This is a genomic window from Acidocella sp. C78, from assembly GCF_907164655.1.
The window spans coordinates 127,815-152,136 of record NZ_CAJQZK010000003.1 but is presented as its reverse complement, the minus strand read 5'-3'; the positions used below and the strand labels follow the sequence as shown (position 1 = coordinate 152,136).

24 protein-coding genes, 1 tRNA gene and 1 pseudogene are annotated in these 24,322 nt (G+C 68.2%); 13 read left to right on the top strand and 13 right to left on the bottom strand.

Features of this window, described 5'->3' with window-relative positions:
- Positions 1-130: 130 nt before the first annotated feature.
- Positions 131-220 (bottom strand) — tRNA-Ser (locus ACIDOCELLA78_RS000000100485).
- 198 nt (positions 221-418) lie between these two features.
- On the opposite strand from ACIDOCELLA78_RS000000100485, the gene rplU reads away from it, so the two are divergent.
- The 4 genes from rplU to proB all read left to right on the top strand — a co-directional run bounded on the left by rplU (position 419) and on the right by proB (position 3,245).
- On the top strand, positions 419-733 hold the full coding sequence (gene rplU, locus ACIDOCELLA78_RS000000100480; RefSeq protein WP_201727917.1) for a 50S ribosomal protein L21: 315 nt from the start codon (positions 419-421) through the stop codon (positions 731-733).
- A 15-nt stretch (positions 734-748) separates the two neighbouring features.
- On the top strand, positions 749-1,018 hold the full coding sequence (gene rpmA / locus ACIDOCELLA78_RS000000100475; RefSeq protein WP_201727916.1) for a 50S ribosomal protein L27: 270 nt from the start codon (positions 749-751) through the stop codon (positions 1,016-1,018).
- 62 nt (positions 1,019-1,080) lie between these two features.
- Entirely contained in the window at positions 1,081-2,079 is a 999-nt protein-coding gene (obgE, locus tag ACIDOCELLA78_RS000000100470) for a GTPase ObgE (RefSeq protein ID WP_201727915.1), read from the top strand.
- A complete protein-coding gene (gene proB / locus ACIDOCELLA78_RS000000100465; RefSeq protein ID WP_201727914.1) occupies positions 2,076-3,245 on the top strand; it encodes a glutamate 5-kinase in 1,170 nt (389 codons plus the stop codon). The genes obgE and proB overlap by 4 nt, the downstream gene beginning before the upstream one ends.
- A 37-nt stretch (positions 3,246-3,282) precedes the next feature.
- Here the strand turns inward: proB and ACIDOCELLA78_RS000000100460 are convergent, their stop codons facing one another.
- The 3 genes from ACIDOCELLA78_RS000000100460 to ACIDOCELLA78_RS000000100450 all read right to left on the bottom strand — a co-directional run bounded on the left by ACIDOCELLA78_RS000000100460 (position 3,283) and on the right by ACIDOCELLA78_RS000000100450 (position 5,176).
- On the bottom strand, positions 3,283-3,798 hold the full coding sequence (locus tag ACIDOCELLA78_RS000000100460) for a Cupredoxin (protein ID WP_249675128.1): 516 nt from the start codon (positions 3,796-3,798) through the stop codon (positions 3,283-3,285).
- A 98-nt stretch (positions 3,799-3,896) separates the two neighbouring features.
- Positions 3,897-4,685 (bottom strand): arginyltransferase, encoded by a 789-nt coding sequence (locus ACIDOCELLA78_RS000000100455; RefSeq protein WP_201727912.1) that lies wholly within the window; start codon positions 4,683-4,685, stop codon positions 3,897-3,899.
- Positions 4,682-5,176 (bottom strand): RDD family protein, encoded by a 495-nt coding sequence (locus ACIDOCELLA78_RS000000100450; RefSeq protein ID WP_201727911.1) that lies wholly within the window; start codon positions 5,174-5,176, stop codon positions 4,682-4,684. Before ACIDOCELLA78_RS000000100450 ends, ACIDOCELLA78_RS000000100455 begins: the two co-directional genes overlap by 4 nt.
- 158 nt (positions 5,177-5,334) lie before the next feature.
- Between ACIDOCELLA78_RS000000100450 and ACIDOCELLA78_RS000000100445 the strand changes: the two genes are divergently transcribed.
- Genes ACIDOCELLA78_RS000000100445 through ACIDOCELLA78_RS000000100430 form a run of 4 tightly spaced genes read left to right on the top strand, consistent with a single transcriptional unit; the run spans position 5,335 to position 8,707 of the window.
- Positions 5,335-6,267: a ribose-phosphate pyrophosphokinase gene (locus tag ACIDOCELLA78_RS000000100445; protein WP_201727910.1), complete on the top strand. Its 933-nt coding sequence runs from the start codon at positions 5,335-5,337 to the stop codon at positions 6,265-6,267.
- Between the two features lie 25 nt (positions 6,268-6,292).
- Complete coding sequence (locus ACIDOCELLA78_RS000000100440; protein WP_201727909.1) at positions 6,293-6,913, top strand: glutathione S-transferase family protein; 621 nt, start codon at positions 6,293-6,295, stop codon at positions 6,911-6,913.
- Positions 6,913-7,497 carry a histidine phosphatase family protein gene (locus ACIDOCELLA78_RS000000100435; RefSeq protein WP_201727908.1) on the top strand — a complete coding sequence of 195 codons (585 nt, stop codon included), beginning with the start codon at positions 6,913-6,915 and terminating at the stop codon, positions 7,495-7,497. Before ACIDOCELLA78_RS000000100440 ends, ACIDOCELLA78_RS000000100435 begins: the two co-directional genes overlap by 1 nt.
- 46 nt (positions 7,498-7,543) lie before the next feature.
- On the top strand, positions 7,544-8,707 hold the full coding sequence (locus ACIDOCELLA78_RS000000100430) for an iron-containing alcohol dehydrogenase (RefSeq protein ID WP_201727907.1): 1,164 nt from the start codon (positions 7,544-7,546) through the stop codon (positions 8,705-8,707).
- Positions 8,708-8,728: 21 nt separating this feature from the next.
- On the opposite strand, the gene ACIDOCELLA78_RS000000100425 is transcribed toward ACIDOCELLA78_RS000000100430, so the two are convergent.
- Positions 8,729-9,898: an amidase gene (locus tag ACIDOCELLA78_RS000000100425; protein WP_201727906.1), complete on the bottom strand. Its 1,170-nt coding sequence runs from the start codon at positions 9,896-9,898 to the stop codon at positions 8,729-8,731.
- 106 nt (positions 9,899-10,004) lie between these two features.
- Between ACIDOCELLA78_RS000000100425 and ACIDOCELLA78_RS000000100420 the strand changes: the two genes are divergently transcribed.
- Positions 10,005-10,955 carry a ferritin-like domain-containing protein gene (locus tag ACIDOCELLA78_RS000000100420; protein ID WP_201727905.1) on the top strand — a complete coding sequence of 317 codons (951 nt, stop codon included), beginning with the start codon at positions 10,005-10,007 and terminating at the stop codon, positions 10,953-10,955.
- Complete coding sequence (locus tag ACIDOCELLA78_RS000000100415; protein WP_201727904.1) at positions 10,952-11,806, top strand: class I SAM-dependent methyltransferase; 855 nt, start codon at positions 10,952-10,954, stop codon at positions 11,804-11,806. The genes ACIDOCELLA78_RS000000100420 and ACIDOCELLA78_RS000000100415 overlap by 4 nt, the downstream gene beginning before the upstream one ends.
- Positions 11,807-11,999: 193 nt before the next feature.
- On the opposite strand, the gene fusA is transcribed toward ACIDOCELLA78_RS000000100415, so the two are convergent.
- The gene (fusA, locus tag ACIDOCELLA78_RS000000100410) at positions 12,000-14,087 is read right to left on the bottom strand and encodes an elongation factor G (RefSeq protein WP_201727903.1); all 2,088 of its coding nucleotides are present in this window, start codon (positions 14,085-14,087) and stop codon (positions 12,000-12,002) included.
- A 228-nt stretch (positions 14,088-14,315) separates the two neighbouring features.
- Entirely contained in the window at positions 14,316-15,548 is a 1,233-nt protein-coding gene (locus ACIDOCELLA78_RS000000100405) for a D-alanyl-D-alanine carboxypeptidase family protein (protein ID WP_249675121.1), read from the bottom strand.
- Positions 15,549-15,716: 168 nt separating this feature from the next.
- Between ACIDOCELLA78_RS000000100405 and lepB the strand changes: the two genes are divergently transcribed.
- The 3 genes from lepB to era are packed head-to-tail and all read left to right on the top strand — an operon-like array spanning position 15,717 to position 18,021.
- Entirely contained in the window at positions 15,717-16,475 is a 759-nt protein-coding gene (gene lepB / locus ACIDOCELLA78_RS000000100400) for a signal peptidase I (RefSeq protein ID WP_201727901.1), read from the top strand.
- Positions 16,472-17,137 carry a ribonuclease III gene (gene rnc / locus ACIDOCELLA78_RS000000100395; protein WP_201727900.1) on the top strand — a complete coding sequence of 222 codons (666 nt, stop codon included), beginning with the start codon at positions 16,472-16,474 and terminating at the stop codon, positions 17,135-17,137. The genes lepB and rnc overlap by 4 nt, the downstream gene beginning before the upstream one ends.
- Positions 17,134-18,021, top strand: coding sequence for a GTPase Era (gene era, locus ACIDOCELLA78_RS000000100390; protein WP_201727899.1), 888 nt, complete (start codon positions 17,134-17,136; stop codon positions 18,019-18,021). Before rnc ends, era begins: the two co-directional genes overlap by 4 nt.
- A 52-nt stretch (positions 18,022-18,073) precedes the next feature.
- Here era and ACIDOCELLA78_RS000000100385 read toward each other — a convergent pair whose 3' ends face one another.
- From ACIDOCELLA78_RS000000100385 to ACIDOCELLA78_RS000000100360, 6 genes and pseudogenes are all read right to left on the bottom strand, one after another.
- Positions 18,074-18,862, bottom strand: coding sequence for an acyl-CoA dehydrogenase family protein (locus ACIDOCELLA78_RS000000100385; RefSeq protein WP_249675119.1), 789 nt, complete (start codon positions 18,860-18,862; stop codon positions 18,074-18,076).
- Positions 18,859-19,191 carry an acyl-CoA dehydrogenase family protein gene (locus tag ACIDOCELLA78_RS000000100380; RefSeq protein WP_249675108.1) on the bottom strand — a complete coding sequence of 111 codons (333 nt, stop codon included), beginning with the start codon at positions 19,189-19,191 and terminating at the stop codon, positions 18,859-18,861. Before ACIDOCELLA78_RS000000100380 ends, ACIDOCELLA78_RS000000100385 begins: the two co-directional genes overlap by 4 nt.
- Before the next feature lie 10 nt (positions 19,192-19,201).
- Positions 19,202-20,412 (bottom strand): annotated as a pseudogene (gene pimC, locus ACIDOCELLA78_RS000000100375) (pimeloyl-CoA dehydrogenase large subunit).
- A 102-nt stretch (positions 20,413-20,514) separates the two neighbouring features.
- Positions 20,515-20,940 (bottom strand): AMP-binding enzyme, encoded by a 426-nt coding sequence (locus ACIDOCELLA78_RS000000100370; protein WP_374223227.1) that lies wholly within the window; start codon positions 20,938-20,940, stop codon positions 20,515-20,517.
- Positions 20,922-22,217: an AMP-binding protein gene (locus tag ACIDOCELLA78_RS000000100365; RefSeq protein ID WP_374223226.1), complete on the bottom strand. Its 1,296-nt coding sequence runs from the start codon at positions 22,215-22,217 to the stop codon at positions 20,922-20,924. The genes ACIDOCELLA78_RS000000100370 and ACIDOCELLA78_RS000000100365 overlap by 19 nt, the downstream gene beginning before the upstream one ends.
- Positions 22,214-24,310: a 3-hydroxyacyl-CoA dehydrogenase NAD-binding domain-containing protein gene (locus ACIDOCELLA78_RS000000100360; protein ID WP_201727898.1), complete on the bottom strand. Its 2,097-nt coding sequence runs from the start codon at positions 24,308-24,310 to the stop codon at positions 22,214-22,216. The genes ACIDOCELLA78_RS000000100365 and ACIDOCELLA78_RS000000100360 overlap by 4 nt, the downstream gene beginning before the upstream one ends.
- Positions 24,311-24,322: the final 12 nt, after the last annotated feature.

Genomic DNA, 24,322 nt, shown 5'->3' with positions numbered 1-24,322 from the left:
CCACACTAGTTACCACACGACGTGTGGGATACCATGCAACGGGATGAGTCAGGGTGCAACAGCAAAACGCCAAAAACCGGCGGGAATCAGCCGGTTTTCATACGCTATAATATCTGGTAATTCGTGGCGGTGGCGGAGAGGGTGGGATTCGAACCCACGGTACCCGTGAAGGCACAACGGTTTTCGAGACCGTCCCAATCGACCACTCTGGCACCTCTCCGCGGTCGGGCGGCGTTATACGCATGATGGCGCTGACTAGGCAACAGTGGCGGTGCATATCGATGCCGATTGGCCGGGCAAGTCGATTGACAGCGGGATGGAGCGCGCTATAACCCCGCAATCGCGCGAAGCCGCAGGGTTTCGCGCTTCTTTTCTTTGTCCGCCCGCGCGGCGTTGCAGATAGAATTGGACCAGATCGATGTTTGCAGTCATCCGCACCGGCGGAAAACAATATCGCGTCGTGCCGGACGCGGTGCTGAAGGTCGAGAAACTCGAGGCCGAGGCCGGCAGCACCGTGACCTTCACCGATGTTCTCGCCATCGGCGGTGAACAGGGCGTGACCCTGGGCAAGCCGGTTGTCGAGGGTGCCTCCGTCACCGCCACGGTGATCGCGCAGGACAAGCTCGATACGGTCATCATCTTCAAGAAGCGCCGCCGGCAGAACAGCCGCCGCAAGAACGGCCACCGCCAGAAAGTGACCGTGCTGCGCGTGTCCGGCATCAACGCCGCCTGATCGGAGGGATATCCCATGGCACACAAGAAAGCCGGTGGCTCGTCGCGCAACGGTCGCGATTCCGAAGGCCGCCGCCTCGGCGTCAAGAAGTTCGGTGACGAGCAGGTGATCGCCGGCAACATCATCATCCGCCAGCGCGGCACCAAGGTGAAGCCTGGCGCCAATGTCGGCGTCGGCCGCGACCACACGATCTTCGCGCTCGTCGACGGGCGGGTGAAGTTCTCCCGCCGGGCCGAGGGCCGCGTGCATGTGTCGGTCGAGAAGCTGCCGATCGCCGCGGAGTAACCTGTTTCCGGTATGAAAGACGCGAAGGCCGGCCGGTGCCGGCCTTTTGCGTATCTGCACTCATGAAGTTCCTCGACCAGGCGAAGATTTATGTGCGTTCGGGAGATGGCGGCAACGGTGTCGTCGCGTTCCGGCGCGAAAAATATATCGAGTTCGGTGGGCCGGATGGCGGCAATGGCGGCCGTGGCGGCGACATCGTGTTCGAGGCGGTCGAGAACCTCAATACGCTGATCGACTTCCGCTATACCCAGCATTTCCGGGCCCGTAAGGGCGGTAACGGCGCCGGGTCGGACCGCACCGGCGCCGCCGCGCCGCCGGTGGTGATCAAGGTGCCGGTCGGCACGCAGATTCTCGATGACGACCGCGAGACCCTGCTCGCCGATCTGGATGCGCCGGGCAAGCGCATCGTGCTGCTGCGCGGCGGCGATGGCGGGTATGGCAACGCGATGTTCAAGACCTCGACCAACCGTGCGCCGCGTCGCGCCGATGCCGGCTGGCCGGGCGAGGAGCGCTGGGTCTGGCTGCGCCTGAAGCTGATTGCCGATGCCGGGCTGGTCGGGCTGCCCAATGCCGGGAAATCGACCTTTCTCTCGGTCGCCTCGGCGGCGCGGCCCAAGATCGCCGATTATCCGTTCACCACGCTGCACCCGCAACTCGGCGTGGTCCGGCTGTCGATGACCGAGGAATTCGTCCTCGCCGACATTCCCGGCCTGATCGAGGGCGCGCATGACGGCGCCGGGCTGGGCGACCGCTTTCTCGGCCATGTCGAACGCTGCGCCGCGCTGATCCACCTGATCGACGGGGCGGCCGGCGACGTGGTGGATGCGTGGCGGACGATCCGCGGCGAGCTGGAAGCCTATGGCGGCGGGCTGGCGCACAAGCCCGAGCTGATCGTGCTGAACAAGATGGATGCGATGACGCCGCACCAGATCGCCGGTCGGCGCTCGGCGCTCGAACGCGCGTCGGGCAGCAAGGTGATGGTCATTTCCGCCGTCGCGCATCAGGGCGTGGACGCGGTGCTGCGCGAAACCCTGCGGATGATCCGCGAGCGGCGGCAATGAGCCCCGGGCTGCCCGATCCCGGCGGCGCGCGGCTGCTGGTGGTCAAGATCGGGTCCGCCCTCATCGTCGATCCCGAGGCCGCGGCGCCGCGCACGACCTGGCTTGCGAGCGTGGCCGCCGACATCGCGGCGCTCAGGGCGCGCGGCGTGGGGGTGATCGTCGTCTCCTCCGGGGCGATCGCTCTGGCGCGGCGGCAGCTCGGCCTGACGCAGAAGCGGCTGCGGCTCGAGGAAAAACAGGCCGCGGCTTCCGTGGGGCAGATCCGGCTGGCGCAGGCCTGGAGCGAGGCGCTCTCGGCGCACGGGCTGGTGGCGGCGCAATTGCTGCTGACCATGGACGACACCGAGGACCGGCGGCGCTATCTCAACGCGCGGGCGACATTGCGCACGCTGCTCGAACTCGGCGCGGTGCCGGTGATCAACGAGAACGACTCGGTCGCCACCGGCGAGATCCGTTTCGGCGACAATGACCGGCTCGCCGGCCGGGTGGCCGAGATGGTCGAAGCCGATCAGCTGGTTTTGCTTTCCGATATTGACGGGCTCTACACCGCCGACCCGCGGCGCGATCCGGCGGCGGCGCATCTGCCTGTCGTCGCCGCGATCACGCCGGAGATCGAGGCGATGGGCGGCGCGCCGCCGCCGGGCTATTCCTCCGGCGGGATGCGGACCAAGCTCGTCGCCGCGCGGATCGCGACCCAGGCCGGTTGCGCCATGGCGATCGCGCTCGGTGGGGTCGCGCATCCGCTCGCGTCGCTCGAAGCGGGGGCGCGCTGCACCTGGTTCCTGCCGCAACCCGGCGGGCGCTCGGCGCGCAAGCGCTGGATCGCGGGATCGCTCGCGCCGCTTGGGCGGTTGCATGTCGATGCCGGTGCTGTGCGGGCGATTCGCGGCGGATCATCGCTGCTGCCGGCGGGGGTGGTGCGCGTCGAGGGCCGGTTCGAGCGTGGCGATGCGGTCGAGATCGCCGGGCCGGATGGCGCGGCGCTGGCCCGCGGCCTTGCCGCCTATCCGAGCGAGGATGCGGTGCTCATCGCCGGGCACCGCACCGACGAGATCGAGGCGCTGCTCGGCTGGCGCGGGCGGGACGAGCTGATCCACCGCGACGATCTCGTGCTCATGTCCGGCGCGCCTGGTCCGGACCTGCCCCCACCTGAGATCGGCGCCTGAGATTGGCGCAACTGGGCGGGGGTGGCCCGGGCGCGGTTCAGCCGCCGAAATAGCCCGGCAGGATTTTCGCGGCGCTGGTGGCGGGGTTGTCCTTCAACAGCGCCGGATCGGTGGTGACGACGATCAACCCGGCCATCGGCGTGCCGAATCCGTGAACGCCGGGGCGCACCTTCGGCAGCCACACGCCGCCCGGCGCCTTGGCAAGTTCGGCATGCACCGGGCAGTAATACCATTGCGGTCCCTGGTGGCGGAAGCTGATCGCGTAGGTATGGAGCTTGTGTCCCCTGCCCGGCGTGCCCCCCAGCGCGGGGTCGTCGAACGTCTTGCTCGCGGCGCCGGTTTGCGGATTGTAGCCGAGAATGGCGTGCGGCCCGGTATCCTCGTTGACGAACACCACCTTCTGGCCGGGACGGACGAAGACGAGGCGTTCGAGGAACTCGTTGGCGCCGTTCATGTGGATGTAGACCGGTTGCGGCGGCGAAGCGGCGCTGGCGGTGGCGGCGCCGAGGATGAGGGCGGAGGCAAGGCCGAGCGTGAGGGCTGATCGGTTCATGACGGTCTCCTGTTTCGTGAAGTTCATCTTCGCCATCCTCGTGGCAGCACAAGGGCGGGCGAGCCGCGGCGCGATCAATCCGGCGTGAGCTTCGCGGATCAGGTGCCGCTCTGGCGCACCGGGGCGAGGCGCAGGGGCCAGGCGGCAGGGCTTTCGGCCGCCGCGAGTTCGTCGGTCAGGTCCGTCCAGGTGCCGCCGAGCAGGATTTCGGCCGGGCGGAAGCGCGCCTTGTAGGCCATTTTCGGGCTCTCCGGCACCCAGTAGCCGAGATAGACGTAAGGCAGGCCAAGCTCGCGCGTGCGCTCGACGAGCCAGAGGATGGACCTCGTGCCGAGGGATAGCCGGACCAGCTCCGGGGCGAAGAACGAGTAGACGGCGGACAGCCCGTCGGCGAGGCGGTCGGTCAGGCAGGCGCCGACCAGCGTATCGGCCTCGTCCCGGAACTCGACCAGCCAGCTCTCGATCGGCGTATCCTCGACCATGGCGCGGTAATCGTAGAAGCTCATGCCCGCCATGTCGCCGTCGCCGTGGCGGGCCTGCTGGTAGCGCTGGAACAGCTTGAACTGCTCGGCGGTGGCGCGGGGCGGCATTTCGTAGGCGCGCAGGCCTTCATTCGCGGCGATGATCCGCTTCTGCGTGCGGCTCGGCCGGAACCGGCCGCTGACGATGCGGATGGGGACGCAGGAGCGGCAGCCGGGGCAGACCGGGGCGTAGGCTATGTTGTGGCTGCGGCGGAAGCCGCCGCGCGAGAGCCGGTTGTGCAGCGCGTCGGCGTCGGCGCCGGCGAGTTCGGTCACGACCTTCCGCTCGGTCCGCCCGGCGACATAGGGGCAGGGCAAGGGGGCCGTGGCGTAGAAGAATTGCGGCGGGCGGCTGGTGACGGTCACGGCGGGAGGGCGCGGCCGAGCGCGGCCGCATGCACGACCGTCAGGCCCGAGAGCAGGTCGTGCCCGGCCCTGCGCCGCCGGGTCACCAGCACCAGCAGGAAGGGCAGCATGCCCACCATGAAGGACACGCCGAGCAGCACGGTCCAGGCCAGGGCCTGGGCGAAGCTCGGCGGCAAAGGCGTGCCGCCCTCCAGCGTATCGTCCTGCCGGAGGGTGAGGCCGAGCAGGCGCTGCCCCGGTGTTGCCGCGGCGGCGGAGCGAAGCCAGAGCACATAATAGAGTGGCGGGATCGCCCAGGTGAAATGCAGCAGCAGGAAGCCGAGCCCGAGTGTGGCGACGCCGAGCACCACGATCGACCACCAGACGGCGACGCTGAGGACCGCGAGAAGCACGAGGTCGACCAGAAAGGCGAAGATCCGCCGTGGCCAGACATCGCGGGTCAGCCAGGCGTCGCGCGCCGCTTCGGCATCCAGAGGCAGGGACTGGCTCATGCGCCGCAGGATAGTGCGCCCGGTGCCATGCGCGCAATGGCCTGCACTGCCCGCGCGTCATGGACAGGGGCGGGAGCGGTTGCTACACGCGCCTCGGATCGTCCGGTCCAATTCCTTCGACATCGGGGCCGCTTGTTCCGGCCGCAAGGATCCGCCACATGAAGATCGTCGCGTGTAACTCCAACCTGCCGCTCGCGGATGCCGTCAGCAAGGCGCTGCACCTGCCGCTGACCACCGCCATCATCCGCCGCTTCGCCGATATGGAGATCCATGTCGAGATCCAGGAGAATGTCCGCGGCGAGGACGTGTTCGTCATCCAGTCGACCTGCTTTCCGGCGAACGACAACCTGATGGAGCTGCTGATCACGCTCGATGCGCTGCGGCGCGGCTCGGCGCGGCGGGTCACTGCGGTGATCCCGTATTTCGGCTACGCCAGGCAGGACCGCAAGACCGGCCCGCGCACGCCGATTTCGGCCAAGCTGGTCGCCAACATCATTACCGAGGCGGGGGCGAACCGGGTGCTCACGCTCGACCTGCATGCCGGGCAGATCCAGGGTTTCTTCGACATTCCGGTGGACAATCTCTACGGCGCGCCGCTGTTCGCGCGCGATATCCAGGAGCGGTTCGCCGGGCGCGACATCATGGTGGTGTCGCCGGATGCCGGCGGCGTCGCCCGTGCCCGCGCCACGGCGAGCCGGCTTGCCTGCGATTTCGCGATCATCGACAAGCGCCGCCCGCGCGCCGGCGTTTCGGAGGTGATGAACGTGATCGGCGATGTCGAGGGCCGGCACTGCATCATGATCGACGACATCGTCGATTCCGGCGGCTCGCTCTGCAACGCGGCCGAGGCGCTGATCCGCCACGGCGCGGCCTCGGCTTCGGCCTATGTCAGCCATGGCGTGTTGTCGGGCAAGGCGCTGGAGCGGATCGGCGCCAGCCCGATCGAGACGCTGGCCATCACCGACAGCATCCATCTCGATCCCGCGCGCAATCCGCCGGCGAATCTGCGCGTGCTGACCATCGCCCCCTTGCTTGCCGAGGCGATGCGCCGCATCTCGGATGAGACGTCCGTCAGCTCGCTGTTCGACTGACCGGCCGCGAAACCGGAGGAAACGCATGAAACTGTTCTACACACCCGGCGCCTGCTCGCTCGGGATTCATGTCCTGCTCGAGGAGCTTGGCCTGCCGCACGAGGGCGTGCTGGTGAACCTGCGCGAGGGGCAGCAATTCAGCGACGAATTCAGGGCGATCAACCCGAAGGCGAAGGTGCCGGCGGTGGTGCTCGACGATGGCGCGGTGCTGACCGAGTGGATCGCCATCGCCCATTACCTGGCCGCCACCAACCCGGACGCGCGGCTGGTGCCGGCCTCGCCGGTGGAGGCGGCGCGCTGCAACGAGCTGGTTGCCTATATCAATGGCTGGATGCACCCGCAGGGTTTCACCCGCATCTTCCGCCCGGACCGTTTCGCGCCGAACCCGGAGGACAAGGAGACGGTGCGCGAGCAGGGGCGGAAGATTTTCGCCGAAGGGTTCGACCTGATCGACAAGGTGCTCACCGATGGGCGGGACTGGCTGCTTGGCAGCTTCTCGATCGCCGATGCGGCGCTGTTCTATGTTTCGTTTTGGGCGGAGGGACGGCAGACCGTGCCGCTGCCGGCGCATGTCGCGGCGCATTACGCGCGGATGAAGGCGCGCCCGGCGGTGGCGCGGGCGATGGAGCAGGAGCGGCTCTCCTGATGACGCTGCCGCGCGCGCCGTTCTGGTTTCTCCGCCACGGTCAGACCGACTACAACGCGCGGGGCCTGTCGCAGGGGGCGATCGACATTCCGCTGAACGAGACCGGCCGGGCGCAGGCCCGCGCGGCGGCGCCGCTGCTGCTCGGGCGCGGGATCGTCGGCATCGTCGCCTCGCCGATGCAGCGGGCGCGGGAGACGGCCGAAATCGTCAACGAGACGCTCGGCCTGCCGCTCGCCTTCGAGCCCGACCTGCGCGAGGTGGTATTCGGCGGCATGGAGGGCAAGCCGCTCGACCCCTGGTTCGATGACTGGATCGACGGGCGGATGACCCCGCCGGGCGCCGAGAGCTTTGCCGACATCACCGCCCGCGCCGGCACCGCGCTGCGCCGCGTTCTGGCGCGGCCGGGGCCGCTGCTGCTGGTCTCGCATGGCGCCTTCTTCCGGGCGGTGCGCGGGCTGCTCGGCATGAGCCTGGATGGCCGCACCGCCAATGCCGCGCCCATTCTCTGCGCGCCGGAGGATGAGGGCTGGCGGACCGCGCTGGCCGCGGAACTCGACGAGGCGGCGGCGCCGGGCGCAATGTAGATTGTCTTCATCCGGCCGGGCCGGATCGCCTGTGGGGGAACGAGATATGGACATTGGATTTTTCGCGCCGCGGCACATGGATATCGGCGGCGGGGCGGTGGTGCGAATTGCGGCGATGCTCGGCCGCCTCGGCCTGTCGCGGCCGTTGATCGTCACCGACCCGGTCATGGTGAAGCTCGGCCTGGTCCGCCGCATCACCGATCCGCTGGAAGCGGCCGGGATCGTCTGCGCGATCTTCAGCGACACCGTGCCGGAGCCGGTGGATACGGTGGTGGAAGCCGGCGTCGCGGCCGCGCGCGGCGGTGCGTTCGACTGTCTGATCGGCTTCGGCGGCGGCTCGCCGATCGACACGGCGAAGGCGATCAACATCCTGCTCGCGGCGGAACCGGGCGCGCGGATGCGCGATTTCAAGGTGCCCGTCGCCGCGGATACGGCGGCGCTGCCGCTGATCGCGGTGCCGACCACCGCCGGGACCGGCTCGGAAGCGACACGCTTCACCGTGATCACCGATACGCAAACCGACGAGAAGATGCTGATCGCCGGGCTCGGGGCGCTGCCGCTGGCGGCGGTGGTCGATTACGAGCTGACCATGAGCGTGCCGCCGCGCACCACCGCCGACACCGGGATCGATGCCTTCACCCATGCGCTGGAGGCTTATGTTTCGCGGCGGGCGAACCCGGTTTCCGACGCCTATGCGCGCAGCGCGATGCGGCTGATCGGTGCCAATCTGCGCAAGGTGTGGCAGACGCCCCAGGACCGCGAGGCGCGCGAGGCGATGATGCTGGGCGCAACCCTCGCCGGGCTTGCCTTCTCCAACGCCTCGGTGGCGCTGGTGCATGGCATGTCGCGGCCGATCGGGGCGCATTTCCACGTGCCGCACGGCATGTCGAACGCGATGCTGCTGCCGGCGGTGACGCGCTACTCGCTCAACGCGGCGCTGCCGCGCTATGCGGAATCGGCCCGCCTCGCCGGGTTCGCCCGCGCCGATGATGCCGACCAGCTGGCCGGCGCCAGGCTGATCGAGGCGCTGGCGGCGATCAATGCCGAGCTTGAAGTGCCCACACCGCAGGGCTTCGGCGTGGCCCGCGCCGACTGGGACGCGCTGCTGCCGAAAATGGCGGAGCAGGCGCTCGCCTCCGGCAGCCCCGGCAACAATCCTGCGGTGCCGGATGCTGCCGAGATCGTCAGGATCTACGAAGAGATTTTCTGAACTCGTGTCCCGGCCGCGCGCTCAGGCGAGCGCGAGGTCGGCGGCGAGTTCGAGCAGGGCGAGATCGCGCCCGGGCCCGGCGATGAGCGACAGGCCGACCGGCGCGCCATCCACCCTGCCCACCGGAATGGTGAGTTCCGGCAGGCCGGCGAAGGCGGCGATGATGCCGACGCGCAGCGTGCGCGTGCGGACATCTTCATAGACCGCCTGCGCCGCCGCGACCGGCGGGGCCGGGCAGGGCGAGGTGGGGATCACCAGCACCGCGCCGCCGGCCAGCAAGGCGTGCATCCGCGCCGTGTAGGCAAGGCGCGCGGCCTTGCCCTCGGCCGCGGCTTCGGCGGTGAAACTCCGCGTCGCCGCGATCCGGCCCGCGGTCACCGGGTCGAGCGTCGGCTTGACCTTGTCGATGAAGCCGCCGAGCGTCAGCCAGGTTTCGCGCCCGCGCACGGCGTTTTGCAGGGATAGCAGACGGTCGAGCCCCTCCGGCACCGGGTCGATGTCGGCGACCGGGCCGAGCCTGTCGAGCGCGGGCGCGAGGGCGGCGGAAACCGCGGGATCGGCATTGGCAAAGGCCGCTGGAATCCTGAGGAACTGGGGCGCCAGCGGCGGGGCGGGCGGCAGCAGCGCCTCGCCGACGCGGAGCATGGTCTCCGCATCGCGGGCGAACCAGCCAGGCGTGTCGAAACTCGGGGCAAGGGCCGCCGCGCCGGCGAGGCTGAGCAGCCCCTGGCTCGGGCGCAGCCCGTACAGGCCGCAATAGCTGGCGGGGATACGCACCGAGCCGCCGGTATCCGAGCCGATGCCGACATGGGCGTGGCCGCCCGCGATCATCGCCGCGGAACCGCTGGAGGAGCCGCCGGGCAGCCGGTCTGGCGCTGCGGGGTTGAGCGGCGTGCCGTAATGGGCGTTGCGGCCTTCGAGGCCGAAGGCGAGTTCGACCGTCGTCGTCTTGCCGGTGATGCGGGCGCCGGCTTCGAGAAGCTGCGCGACGATCCAGGCATGCGAGAGGGCGGGGCCGAAATGCCGCCCCCAGTCGGGGTTGCCGAAGGCGGTCACCTCGCCCGCGATGTCGAACAGGTCCTTGACGACGACGTCGAGCCCGGCGAGCGGACCATGCGGCGTGCCCCGGATGTCGAGCGACTTGATCAGGCCGAGATCGGGATTTTCGGTGAGGGGGTGGTGCGTTTCCATACCGGCAGGGTAACAGAGTTCGGCGCCCGGTTGAACCGGTTTCGGGCGGGGTTAAAATCGTCTCGCCGGCACCGATATTGCCGACAGAGGACAAGGATGAAGGTCGATGAACGCCACTGCCATGACCGTTGATGCCGCCACCATCGAGGCCGCCGACAAGGCCGCCCGCCACTGGGTCAGCCCCGATCCCGGACCGCTGAGGCCGGGCTCGGAAACCCACAAGCGCGCCGTCTGCGCGATGTTCCACGAAACCTTCAACCCCTACAAGCCCTCGGTCATCGAGTGGCCGAAGCTCGACGCGGAGACGCTGAACAAGATCACCTCGCTGCCGATCTGGGACATCGCGGTGCAGACCGAGGGCAAGGCGCGGCTGCGGATGGCGGCCTATGCGCGGATCATCGCCGATCCGGACATGAGCAAGACGATCGAGCTGAACGGCTGGGAGGAGAACCGGCACAAGGAGGTGCTCTCCAAGCTGGTCGAGGCCTATGACATTCCGCTGGAGCCGGAGCCGGAATACCGCCAGCCGAAGGACCCGGAATGGGCCTATATGGTGACCGGCTATTCGGAATGCGTCGACAGTTTCTTCGCCTTCGGCCTGTTCGAACTGGCCAAGCGCTCGGGCTTCTTCCCGGCGGAGCTGGTGGAAACCTTCGAGCCGGTGATGCAGGAGGAGTGCCGGCATATCCTGCTCTTCGCCAACTGGGTCGCCTGGCACCGCGCGAAGCTGCCGCTGCACCGGCGGATCTGGTTCGAGCTGCGGGTTGCGGCGGTGTGGGCGTTTCTCGGCTGGGAGCGGATCGGCATTGCCCGCGGCATGGACGATGGCGGCAAGGGCAAGCCCAAGGCGCAGGACAACAATTTCACGGTCACCGGCAGCAAGTCGGTCAGTGCCGAGGAAATCTCGGTGCCCGAGCTGATGCGCATCTGCCTTGAGGAGAACGACCGGCGGTTCGCCGGCTACGATCAGCGGCTGCTGCGGCCGACCACGATGCCGATGCTGGTGCGGCTCGCGCTGAAATTCATGCCGAAGCCGCGCCGGACGGCGGCGGCGTGAGCGCGGAGGGGGCTGCCGGCGGCAACGAACGGCAGATCGCCTACTGGAACGAGGTCGCCGGGCCGAAATGGATTCGCGTCCAGGCGGCGATGGAAGCGCGGCTGATCGGGATCGAGGACCGGCTGCTTGAGCGCGCAGCCCCCCGCCCTGGCGAGCGGGTTCTGGAGATCGGCTGCGGCACGGGGACGACCACGGCGCGGCTCGCCGGGCTGGTGGGCGAGGGCGGGCATGTCACCGCCGTCGATGTGTCCCGCCCGATGCTGGAGGCGGCGCGCGCCCGGCTCGCTGGCCGCGCGCAGGTGACGCTGATGGAGGCGGATGCGGCGTTCGCGACCTTTGCCGCGCCGTTCGACCTCGTCACCTCGCGTTTCGGGGTCATGTTCTTCGAGGATCCGGCGGCGGCGTTCGCCAATCTGCGGCGCGCGCTCGCGCCGGGCGGCCGCCTCGTCTGCGCCGCCTGGGCGCCGATCGAGGACAATCCCCACTGGTCGGTGCCGCTCGGCATTGCCATCGAGCGGCTTGGCCCGCCGAAGCCGCGCCGGCCGCACGCGCCGGGACCGCTGGCCTTCTCCGATCCCGCGCATGTGCGCGCCGTGCTGGCGGCGGCGGGGTTCGCGGATATCGCGGTCGAGGCGGACGGGGTGGAATTGTATGGCAACACCCTCGACGATGAGGCCGAAATGGCGGCCACGATGGGCCCGGCGGGCGCGCTGATCGACGAAAAACAGGCCGATCCGGCGGCGCGCGCGGCGCTGATTGCGGCGTTTCGCGACGCGCTGCCCACCTATGCCGGCCCGGATGCAAGGCTGCCGGCGACCATTCACCTGATCACGGCCCGCAATTCCGGCTGACGCCGCGCCCCGTTTCGGGCGATTTATCGACTTGCGATGAAGACAACAAAAACGCGGACGACGAGGTCGTCCGCGTTTGGAAGGCGTTTCGCGATCGGTCTGAACCGGCCGGTCTGAACCGGCGCCGATCGGGGAGGCGGCCGCATTGTCGCGGTCGCCTCGCATGGTCGTCGCCGTGTTCAGAGGCGGTGGATCAGGCGCTCTTGGCCATGATTTCTTCCGCGATGTTGCGCGGCACCGGATCGTAGTGGTGGAACTGCATGGTGAAGGAGGCGCGGCCCTTGGTCATCGAGCGCAGGTTCGAGATGTAGCCGAACATTTCCTTCAGCGGCACCTGGGCGCGGACGATCACGGTGGACCCCGAGCTTTCCTGGTTCTGGATCATGCCGCGGCGACGGTTGAGGTCGCCCACCACGTCGCCGACATGGTCCTGCGGGGTGGTGATCTCGACATCCATGATCGGCTCGAGAATGACGGGGTTCGCCTTCTTCATGCCCTCGCGGAAACAGGCCTTGGCGGCGATTTCGAAGGCGAGCGCCGAGGAGTCGACGTCGTGGTACTTGCCGTCGACCAGGGTGTATTTGAAGTCCACGGTCGGGAAGCCGGCGAGGACGCCGGTATCGGCCTGGACGCGGATGCCCTTTTCGACCGCCGGGATATATTCCTTCGGCACGGTGCCGCCGACGACCTGGTTGTCGAACAGGATGCCCTCGTTCCGTTCCAGCGGCTGGAACACGATCTTGACTTCGGCGAACTGGCCCGAACCGCCCGACTGCTTCTTGTGGGTGTAGGTTTCGGTGTGCTCGCGGGTGATGGTTTCGCGATAGGCCACCTGCGGCGCGCCGACATTGGCCTCGACGCCGTATTCGCGGCGCAGACGGTCGATGATGATGTCGAGATGCAGCTCGCCCATGCCGGACAGGATGGTCTGGCCGGTTTCCTGGTCCGTCTTGAGGCGCAGCGAGGGGTCTTCGCCGGCGAGCTTCTGCAGCGCCAGCGTCATCTTTTCGACGGCGTCCTTGGTCTTGGGCTCGACCGAGATGTCGATGACCGGGACCGGGAAGGCCATGCGCTCCAGCACCACCGGGTCTTCCGAGGAGGCCAGGGTGTCGCCGGTGCCGGTGTCCTTCAGGCCGACAAAGGCGGCGATGTCGCCGGCCTGCACTTCCTTGATTTCCTCGCGCTTGTCCGCGTGCATCTGGAACATGCGGCCGACGCGCTCCTTGTGGCCCTTGGTGGTGTTGACCACCGTGTCACCCGAGCGCAGCGTGCCGGCATAGACGCGGACGAAGGTCAGCGTGCCGTATTTGTCGTTGATGATCTTGAAGGCGAGGCCGGCGAAGGGCGCGTCCGGATTGGCCGGGATCACGCGACGATCGGCCGAGGGGTCTTCCTCCTCGCCTTCCGGCGGGGCGACCTTGATGCCCTCGATATCGATCGGGCTCGGCAGATAGTCGAGCACGCCGTCGAGCAGCGGCTGCACGCCCTTGTTCTTGAAGGCGGTGCCGCAGAGCACCGGGCGGAACGCGCCCGAGATCGTGCCGGTCTTGATCGCGCGCTTCAGGGTCTCGATGCCGACATCGCCCTTCTCGAAATATTCCTCCATGCCGGCGTCGTCGACCGCGAGGGCGGTGTCGAGCAGGTTCTGGCGGTATTCCTTGGCCTTCTCCAGCATATCGGCCGGGATTTCCTCGTCATGGAACTTCGCGCCGAGTTCGCCGCCTTCCCAGACGATCGCCTTCATCTCGACGAGGTCGACCACGCCGACGAACTGGTCCTCGATGCCGATCGGCAGCTGCAGGGGCAGTGCGACGATGTCCAGCTTCTCCTTCAGCGTGTCGAACGCGCGATAGAAATCGGCGCCGGTGCGGTCCAGCTTGTTGATGAAAATGATGCGGGGAACGTTGTAGCGGTCGGCGAGGCGCCAGTTGGTTTCCGACTGCGGCTGCACGCCGGCCACGCCCTCGATGATGAACACCGCGCCGTCAAGCACGCGCAGCGAGCGGTTCACCTCGATGTTGAAGTCGATATGGCCGGGCGTGTCGATGATGTTGATGCGGTGGTCTTTCCACTCGCAGGTCACGGCGGCGGAGGTGATGGTGATGCCGCGCTCGCGCTCCTGCGCCATGTAGTCGGTCGTGGTGTTGCCGTCGTGGACTTCGCCGATCTTGTGCGACACGCCCGTGTAATAGAGGATGCGCTCGGTGGTCGTGGTCTTGCCCGCGTCGATATGGGCGGTGATGCCGATATTCCGGATCTTGGCAAGCTGGGTGCCGGACATGCAGTCTCTCCAGGGTGGGCTGTCCAGGATACAGCGAACAGCGTTTACAACGAAAAACGGGCGCGACCGCCGGACTGTTCTCCGGCAATCCACCCGATTGCGACCGGCTTTCGACCAATCTTCGGCCGCATAATGGCAAGCGGCACCGGATTTTGCAACCCGCCGCCGGCCGATTCGCGCTTCACGGTCGCAAAGGGGCGGCTCCGGCCGCGAGACCGGAGCGCAAGGCTACAGCGCGGCCTTCAGCCGCCGCATCATCCGGGTCATGAAACTGGCCCGCGGATCGTCGGCAAGGGCTATCGCCGGCACGGTCGCGAGGGTCTTGCCCCCGGCGCTGACGGTGATGGTGCCGACCCGCTGCCCGCGATGCACGCCTCCCGCCGGCGGTGGATCGAGTGCTACGCTGGTTTTCAGCGTTTTCGCCGCCAGCACCGGCAGCGTCATCGACACGCTGCGCGCGGGGCCGACCGCGACGCTGGTGGTGCGATAGAGCGGCGCCTTCAGCGTTGCCGCCGGCTTGTCGACGGTCGCGATCGTGGCGTTGGTGTAGAACTGATAGCCGTAATCGAGCAGTGATTCGATGTCGTGCGTGCTGACCGACCAGCTGGGGCCGCCGAGCACCACGGCAATCAGCCGCCGGCCGTTGCGCAGGGCGGTGGCGTCGATGCAGTGGCCGGCCTCGTTGGTGCGGCCGGTCTTCAGCCCGTCCACCGTCGGGTCGTGAAACAGCACCGGGTTCCAGCTGCGCTGGCGGATCTTGTCGAAGGTGAAGTGCTTCCTGACCGAAATCTTGAGGAATTGCGGATAGGTGCGGACGATGTCGCGCGACAGGGTCGCGACATCCATCGCCGATGTGCGCAGATCCGGATCGGGCAGGCCATCGACATTCGTATAGTGCGTCGCCTTCAGGCCGAGCGCCTTGGCCTCGTGGTTCATCAGGCCGACGAACCCGCCGCGGCTGCCGGCCACCGCCTGGGCGAGCGCCACCGCGGCATCGTTGCCGGAATCGATGATGAGCCCGTGCAGCAACTGGTCCACCGTCACCGCCATGCCCGGCGAGATGAACATGCGCGAACCGCCGGTGTGCCAGGCGGTGGTGCTGACCGGCACCGTCTGGTCCATCTTCAGCGCGCCGCGGGCCACAGCCTGGTAGGTGAGATAGGCGGTCATCAGCTTGGTCAGGCTGGCGGGCGGCCAGGGCTGATCGGGCGCCTTCGCGGCGATCACCGCGCCGGTCTCGGCATCCATCAGCACATAGGCCCCCTGCTGCGGCAGGGTGGGCGGCATCGGCACACCCGGGATGGCGAGCGGCGCGACCGGCGGGGGGCCGGCATCCTGTTGCGGGGCCGCGGCGGCGGCCGGGTGGTGTGCTGCGCCCTTCGGCCGCGGGGCCGCGTGTCCGGCGGCAAGGGACGTCGTGGAAAGAAGGGCGAATGTCAGGCACAAAAGTCGGCGCTTCATGGCTGCGGGAGTCCGGTCTGTTGGCATCCCCAGAGCCATACAATCGCGGACTGTGCCGTGGCAAATCGCGAGGTCGTGCGGAGCGTTCACGCCGCTGTCAGGACCGGTTCCTTGACTTCCCGCCCCCCGCACGGTTGAAGCGGGCGGAACATTTCAGAACGGTTGGACATGGCGCAGACGAAGGATACGGTCGCAGGCTCGATCAGGGAGTGGGTTGTCACGCTCGTCTATGTCGTCGTGATCGCGGTGTTCATCCGCTCCTTCCTGTTCGAGCCGTTCTTCATCCCCTCCGGCAGCCTGACGCCGACGCTGCTGCCGGGCGATTTCGTGCTGGTGACCAAGTGGAACTACGGCTATTCGCGCTGGTCGTTCCCCTTCGGCGAGCCGGATTTCAAGGGGCGGATCTTCGGCTCGCTGCCGAAACAGGGGCAGATCGCGGTGTTCGCCCTGCCGCGCGATCCGGCGATCGACTACATCAAGCGGGTGATCGGCGAGCCTGGCGACACCGTGCAGGTGACCGACGGGCAGCTCTATATCAATGGTCACGAGGTGCCCCGCACGCCGGCTGGCACCTATATCGAGACCCCGCTCGACTCCGGCGAGGGCGTGCCTGTCAGCGTGCGGCTCTATCGCGAGCACCTGCCGGATGGCGTCACCCACCTGATCGCCAAGGAGACCAGCCAGGGCTTCGCCAACAACACGCCGGTCTATCACGTGCCGGCCGATCATCTGTTCATGATGGGCGACAACCGCGATTTCTCCGAGGATTCGCGCTATCTCGATGCCGTCGGCTACGTGCCGCTGGCGAATTTCGTCGGCCGGGCGCGGATCATCTGGTTTTCCATCCGGCTCGACCATCCGTGGTGGGAGTTCTGGTACTGGCCGGTCGACATCCGCTGGGACCGGCTGTTCACGGTCATCCATTGAGCGAGGCGGCGGAAGCGCTGCTCGGGCATCGCTTCGCGCGACCTGACCTGCTCGCCCAGGCCCTGACCCATCGCTCCGCGGTCGGGCAGGGCGGTCTCGCCTCGAACGAACGGCTCGAATTCATCGGCGATCGTGTGCTGGGCCTGCTGATCGCGGAATGGCTGATCGAGCGGTTTCCGCATGAGCGCGAGGGCGGGCTGGGGCCGCGGCTGGCGCATCTCGTCTCCCGCCAGTCGCTGGCGGAGATCGCCGAGACCGGCGGGGTCGCCGGGCTGCTCTCGGTTTCGCCGGGGGAAAGCCGGCGCGGGGTGCGCAACCGCGCGACCGTGCTGGCCGATGCGCTGGAGGCGCTGATCGGTGCGCTTTATCTCGATGGCGGGCTGGGGCCGGCGCGCCTGTTCATCCGCCGCATCTTCGCACCCCGGATCGATGGCCAGCCGAGCGCGCCACCCAAGGACCCCAAGACCGCGCTGCAGGAATATGCGCTCGCGCGCGGGCCGGTTCTGCCCTCCTATGAGCTGGTGGAGCGGACCGGCCCCTCGCACGCGCCGCGCTTTCGCATCCGCGTGACGGTCGCCGGCCGCTCGGCCGAGGGGCTCGCCGGAACCAAGCGCGAGGCGGAGCAGAACGCCGCGCGCGACCTGCTGGAGCAACTGCAATGACAACCCGCTGCGGCTACGTCGCCCTTCTCGGACGGCCGAATGCCGGCAAGTCCACCCTGCTCAATCAGGCGGTCGGCGCCAAGGTGTCGATCGTCACACCCAAGGCGCAGACCACGCGGTTCCGCATTTCGGGCATCGTCATGCGCGGCGGCGACCAGATCGTGCTGGTCGACACGCCGGGTATTTTCGCGCCGAAGCGGCGGCTCGACCGCGCGATGGTGGCGGCGGCGTGGGAGGGCGTCGCCGGCGCCGATCTCGCCTGCCTGATCGTCGATGCCGCGAAGGCGGACCCGGACGATCTGGCCGAGCCGATCGAGGCGCTGGCCGCGACCGGGCGGCCGCGCTGGCTGATTCTCAACAAGATCGACCTGCTGCCGCGCGAGACGCTGCTGCCGCTGGCCGAAACCCTGGCGCGGCAGGGCGGCTTCGCCGAGGTGTTCATGATCAGCGCGCTGAAGCGCGACGGCGTCGATCGCCTGCTCGACGCGCTGGCCGCGGCGATGCCGGAAGGCCCGCATCTCTACCCCGAGGACGAGCTGACCGACCAGACCGAGCGGATGCTCGCCGCCGAGCTGGTGCGCGAGCAGATCTTCCTCCAGCTGCGCGATGAGGTGCCCTATGGCGCCTCGGTCGAGACCGAGAGTTTCAGCGAACGCAAAGACGGTTCGGTGCGGATCGACGTGACGATCTATGTCGCGCGCGCCGGCCACAAGAAGATCGTGCTCGGCGATGGCGGGGCGCGCATCAAGGCGATCGGTTCGCGGGCGCGGCGGGATCTCGAACGCCAGCTCGAGCGGCGGGTGCACCTGTTCCTCAACGTCAAGGAACGTCCGGGCTGGGACGAGGAGGCCGCGCGGCTGCGTGCTCTCGGCCTCGACGGCTGAACCGACGCCGGATCGGCCCAGCGCCGGTTTAGCCCAGCGCTGGTTAGGCTTGTCAGGCCGCGAGGCGGCGACGATGGTGATCGGCGTTGCCGAACATCGCGTCGATCATGGTCAGCCGCTTGAAGTAGTGGCCGGCCTTGTATTCCATCGTCATCGCGATGCCGCCATGCAGCTGGATCGCCTGCTGGCCGACGAAGTGCAACGCCTTGCCCACCCCGGCCTTGGCCAGCGCCATCGCCTTGCCGCGCGCCGCTTCATCGTCATCCGCAGCCGAAAGCGCGGCGAAGATGGCGAGGCTGCGCGCCTGTTCCAGCGCCACATACATGTCCACCGCGCGGTGCTGCAGCGCCTGGAACACCGAAATCGCCACCCCGAACTGCTTGCGCTGCTTCATGTAGTCGACAGTCAGCGCGACGAGCGCCTCCATCGCGCCAACGGCCTCGGCGCAGAGGGCGGCGATCGTCTCGTCGCGCGCGCGTTCCAGCACCGCGAGATCGCCGATCTGCTGCGCCGCCGGAACCCGCACGCTGGCGAGCGAGATTTCCGCGCCGCGCAGCAGGTCCTGCATCGGATAGCCGCGGCGGGAGACGCCTTCGGCCTTCGCATCCACCAGGAACAGGCCGATCCCGTCGCGGTCGCGCCGGCTGCCGGAGAGGCGGGCGCTGACGATCAGCCAGTCCGCCGTGTCGCCGCCGAGGACCACCGACTTCTCGCCTTCGAGGATGAAGTGATCGCCGTCGCGCTTCGCGGTGGTGGTCACGTCTTCGAGGTCGTGGCGCGAACTGCGCTCGGTATGGGCGACGGCGACGATCGTCTCGCCGGCCGCGAGTTTCGGAATCACGTCGTCCTTGACCGCAGCGCCGGCGCCGTGGCGCAGTGCTGCGCCGGCGAAGACGACCGCGGCGAGATAGGGTTCGATGGCCAGCGCCTTGCGATCTCCTCCATGACGATCATGGTCTCGACCGGCCCGCCGCCGAAGCCGCCCTGCGCCTCGTCGAAGGGCAGGGCAAGCAGCCCGGCCTCGGCATATTCGGCCCAGACCGCGCGGTCGAACCCCTCGGCAAGTTTCGCGTAGGCCTTGCGCTTTTCGAAATCGGCGTAGCGGCTGGCAAAGAGCTTGCCGACACTGTCGCGAAGCAGGCGCTGTTCTTCGGTGAAATCGAAATCCATTGTCTTGTCCTCAGAACCCCAGGATCGCCTTGGCGATGATGTTGCGCTGGATCTCGTTCGAGCCGCCATAGATCGAGATCTTCCGCCAGTTGAAATAGGTGGGTGCCGCCTCGGCCGCGTCGTCCGGCCCGATCGGCATGGCGTTGCCATCGTCATCCGGATCGGTCGAGCCCTGGAACGGCATGGCGAGCGGGCCGACGACGTCGAGCAGAAGCTCGGTCGTCGCCTGCTGGATTTCCGAGCCCTTGATCTTGAGGATCGAGGATTTCGGGTCCGGCCGGCCATGCTTGCCCGATTTGCGCGCCTCGGCGAGCACGCGGAGCTGGGTGATTTCCAGCGCCTTGAGATCGATCTCGACATCCGCGAGCTTCTCGCGGAACCAGGGCGCGTCGATCAGTTTCGCATCCCCGGCGCGCTCGATCGCGGCGAGTTCGCGAATGCGCCGCAGGCGCTGCTTCGAGGCGCCGACGCGGGCGATGCCGGTCCGCTCGTTGCCGAGCAGGAACTTCGCATAGTCCCAGCCCTTGTTTTCCTCGCCCACGAGGTTTTCCGCCGGCACCTTCACCTCGTCGAACCAGACCTCGTTGACCTCGTGCCCGCCATCGATCAGCTGGATCGGGCGGACGGTGATGCCCGGCGTCTTCATGTCGACAAGGATGAAGGAAATGCCTTGCTGTTTCTTCTCCGCCCCCGGATTGGTGCGGGCGAGGACGAAGATCCAGTCGGCGTATTGCGCAAGGGTCGTCCAGGTCTTCTGGCCGTTGATGATGTAGTGATCGCCCTCGCGGCGGGCCGTGGTCTTGAGACCGGCGAGGTCGGACCCAGCACCCGGCTCGGAGAAGCCCTGGCACCACCAGATGTCGAGATTGGCAGTTGCGGGCAGGAACTTCCGCTTCTGCTCCTCATTGCCGAAGGTCGCGATCACCGGGCCGACCATGGACACGTTGAAGGGCAGCGGGCTCGGTGCGGGGGCCGACTGCAACTCGTCGAGCAGGATGAACTCCTGCACCGGGCTCCAGTCCTGCCCGCCCCAGGCGCGCGGCCAGTGCGGCACCGCCCAGCCTTTCGCGTTCAGCTTGCGCTGCCAGTCGATGATGTCCTGCTTGCCGATCTCGCGTCCCTCGATCAGGCGCTTGCGCACATCCCGGGCAGGTTGTCGCGGATGAAGGCGCGCACCTCGTCGCGGAACGCGATTTCCTCGGGCGAAAAGCTGAGTTCCATGGCGCTCTCCTCAGTTGTTCCTGATACGGCCGGCAGCCGGGTTGCGGTTGCCGGTGCTGGTCTCTGCCCGCCCGCGCGGGGCGGCGGCGATGGGGGCCGGCCTCATGGCGCCGCGCCGCCGGAAACCCGGGCGGCCGCGTGCCGCGCGCGCTCCTCCGCCGCGAGTTCCTTGCGCGAGAACTTGCCGACCGATGTTTTCGGCAGGGTCTCGCGGAATTCGAGGGCGGCGGGCAATTCGTGCTTGCCGAGCTTGTCGGCGAGGAAGTCGCGCAGCGACTCGATCGTGAATTCCGCAGCGCCTGGTTTCAGCGTTATGAAGGCCTTGGCCGACTGGCCGCGATAGTCGTCCGGCACGCCGACGACGATGACCTCGGCGACGTCGGGGTGTTCGTAGATCGCGCTCTCGATCACGGTCGGGTAGACGTTGAAGCCGCCCGAGAGGATCATGTCCTTCTTGCGGTCGACAAGGAAGAGCATGCCGTCCTCGTCGATATAGCCGACATCGCCGGTCAGGAAATGGCCGTCCACGAAACTTCGTGTGGTTTCCTCGGGGTTCTGCCAGTAGCCGATGAAGGTGTTGGGCGACTTGATGCGGATTTCGCCGGTTTCGCCATAGGGCAGCACGCGGGAAGGATCGTCGAGGGCGACGACGTCGAGCTTGATGCCGGGCAGGGCATGCCGGCGGAGCCGAACTTGAACAGCCCGTCGAGCAGGTTGCCGGTGCCGGCGGAGGCGGTTTCGGTCATGCCCCAGCCGCCGCCGAGGCGCATGCCCGTCAGCCGCTCGAAGCGCTGCCCGATCTCCACCGGCAGCGGCGCGCCGCCCGAGCCGACCAGGCGGAGCGACGACAGGTCCCGCCGGTCGAGATCCGGCACGTTGGCGAGCGCGATCCACATCGTCGGCACGCCCGGAAAATAGCTCGCCTTCTTGACCTCGATGTCGCGCAGCGTGGTCTCGGCGTCGAATTTCAGCCGCAGCAGCAGCGTCGATCCGCGCGAGAGCTGCAACAGGCAGAGCACCACCAGCGCGTAGATATGGAACAGCGGCAGCACGCAGATCGCGCGGAATTGCTGCCCCGGCGGGAAGCGGTTCTGGCCATCGAAGAAGGTGGCATAGATCGCGACCGCCGCCCGCAGCGTCGCGTGCGTGTGCATCGCCCCCTTGGGCAGGCCGGTGGTGCCGCCGGTATATTGCAGCAGCGCGAGATCGTCCGGCGCGATGGATGGCGGCGCGAAGCGGAAGTCGCGCCCGCGCACGCGCAACGCATCGAGCGTCATCACCCGGGCATCGCCGGTCGGGATCGGCGGATGCGCCATGCCGGGAATTTCGCCGAACGCCGCGTCATCGGCGACGACGACGCGTTCGACATGGCCGGCATCGAGCAGTTTCAGCGCCATGCCGAGCATCGCGCCGAGATTGGTCGTCACCAGCGTGCGCGCGCCGGAATCGTGCAGCTTGTGGGCAAGTTCGCGCTCGGCATCCAGCGGCGAGAGATGCGCGACCACGAGCCCCGCCGTCAGCGCGCCATAGAAGCAGAACGGGTGCGCCGGCACGTTCGGCAGATAGAGCGCGATGCGCTCGCCCTTCGTGTGGCCGAGCGAGGCGAGCCCGGCGGCCACCTCGCCGATGGCGGCGCCGAGTTCGGCGAAGCCGGTTTCACGATCGCGGTATTCCAGCGCGGGCCGGGCGGCGTTTTCGGCGATGCTGCGCGCGATCATGGCCGGGATCGTCTCGGCCGGGATGTCGATATCCCAGCCGAGACCGGGCGGATAATTCCGCTCCCAGGGGAACGGCCGGGCGCTCATGACGCAGCTTTCGCGTCCTGGGCGAAATCCGCGAAGCCCTGGCCTGCCGCCGCGAGGCGGCGCAGCAGGGCGCAGGGGGCGAGCGTCTCGTCGCCTACCGCCTGGGCGTAGTGCTCAAGCCGGGCGGCGATGTCCTTCAGCCCGACGAGGTCGGCATGGAAGCACGGCCCGCCGCGCCAGACCGGCCAGCCATACCCATAGACCCAGACGACATCCACATCGGACGGGCGGATGGCGATGCCTTCCTCGAGGATGCGGGCCGCCTCGTTGATCATCGGGTAGGTCATGCGTTCGAGAATTTCCTGGTCGGAAATCGCGCGCCGGGTGATGCCGAGCGCTGTCGCCTTGTCCTTGATCAGCGCCTCGACCTCGGGGTCGGGCGTCGGCACGCGACTGCCGTTTTCGTAGATGTAGTAGCCGCGGCCGGTCTTCTGGCCGAAGCGGCCCATCTCGCACAGCGCGTCCGACACCGGTGCTGTGGCGCCGCGATGCTTGCGGATCCGCCAGCCGACATCGAGCCCGGCCAGATCGCCCATGGCGAACGGGCCCATCGGGAAGCCGAACGCCTTGACCACGGCATCGACCTGCTGCGGCAGCGCACCTTCCAGCATCAGCCGCTCGCACTCGATGGTGCGGCGCGCCAGCATGCGGTTGCCGACGAAGCCATCGCAATTGCCGACGACGACCGGCACCTTGCCCAGCGTCTTGCCCACCGCGATGGCGGTGGCGATCGACTGCGCCGAACTGTCCTTGCCGCGCACGATCTCCAGCAGCTTCATCACATTGGCCGGCGAGAAGAAATGCATGCCGAGAACGTCGCCCGGCCGCTTCGTTGCGGCGGCGATGGCGTCGACATCCAGCGTCGAGGTGTTGGTCGCGAGCAGTGCGCCTTGCCGGGCGATGCCATCGAGCCGGGCGAAGACCTCCTTCTTGAGCCCGAGTTCCTCGAACACCGCCTCGATCACGATATCGGCCTCGGCGATCACGCCCCAGCCGGTGCTGCCGGAGAACAGGGCCATGCGTTTCTCGGTGGTGCCCGCCGGCAGCGCGCCGCGCTGGACCGAGACGTCGTAGGTGCTGCGCACGCGGTCGAGCCCGCGGGACAGTGCCGCCTCGTCGGTCTCGACGATGGTGACCGGGATGCCCGCATTGGCGAAATTCATCGCGATGCCGCCGCCCATCGTGCCGCCGCCGATGACGACGGCGCGGCCGATTTTTGCACCCTTCACCTCGGGGCCGATGCCGGGAATCTTCTGCGCCTCGCGCTCGGCGAAGAAGACATGCCGCTGGGCGCGCGACTGGTCGCCGACGACGAGGCGCATGAACGCCTGCTGCTCGGCCTTCGCACCTTCGTCGAAGGGCAGGGTGAAGGAATTGCGAACGGCCTCGACGCAGGCCGCCGGCGCCTCGACACCCTTGAGCCGCTTCGTCGCCTCGGCGGCGGCGGCCTCGAAGGCGGACGGGTCGGCCTTGGCGGCGGCAATCCTGTCGCTCCGGTCGCGCACGCGGATCAGCCGGGTCGGGTCGATCGTATGGGCGAAGTCGATCGCGCCCTGCACCGGCTCGGCGACGATCGCATCGATCAGCCCATCGGCCAGCGCGGCCTTGGCGCCGATCATTTTCCCGGAGACGATGGCTGCCACCGCCTTTTCCGGCCCGATCAGCCGCGGCAGGCGCTGCGTGCCGCCAGCCCCTGGCAGCAGGCCGAGCTTGACTTCAGGCAGGCCCATCCGCGCGGACTCGACGGCGACGCGATAATGGCAGCCGAGTGCCAGTTCCAGTCCGCCGCCGAGCGTGGTGCCGAACAGGGCGGCGATGACCGGCTTGCGGCAATTGTCGAACCGCTCGATCACCTCGTGCAGGCCCGGCGCGCGCGGCGGCTTGCCGAATTCGGTGATGTCGGCGCCGGCGGAGAAGGTGCGCCCCTTGCAGGCGAGCACGATGACCCGGACCGACGCATCCGCCTCCGCTGCCGCGAGCTGCTCGACCAGCCCGGCCCGCACGGCATGACCGAGCGCGTTAACCGGGGGATTGTCGATCGAGATGACGGCGACGCCGTTGGCGATTTCGAGCCCGACTTTCTGCTCGCTCATGTGTCCTCCGCT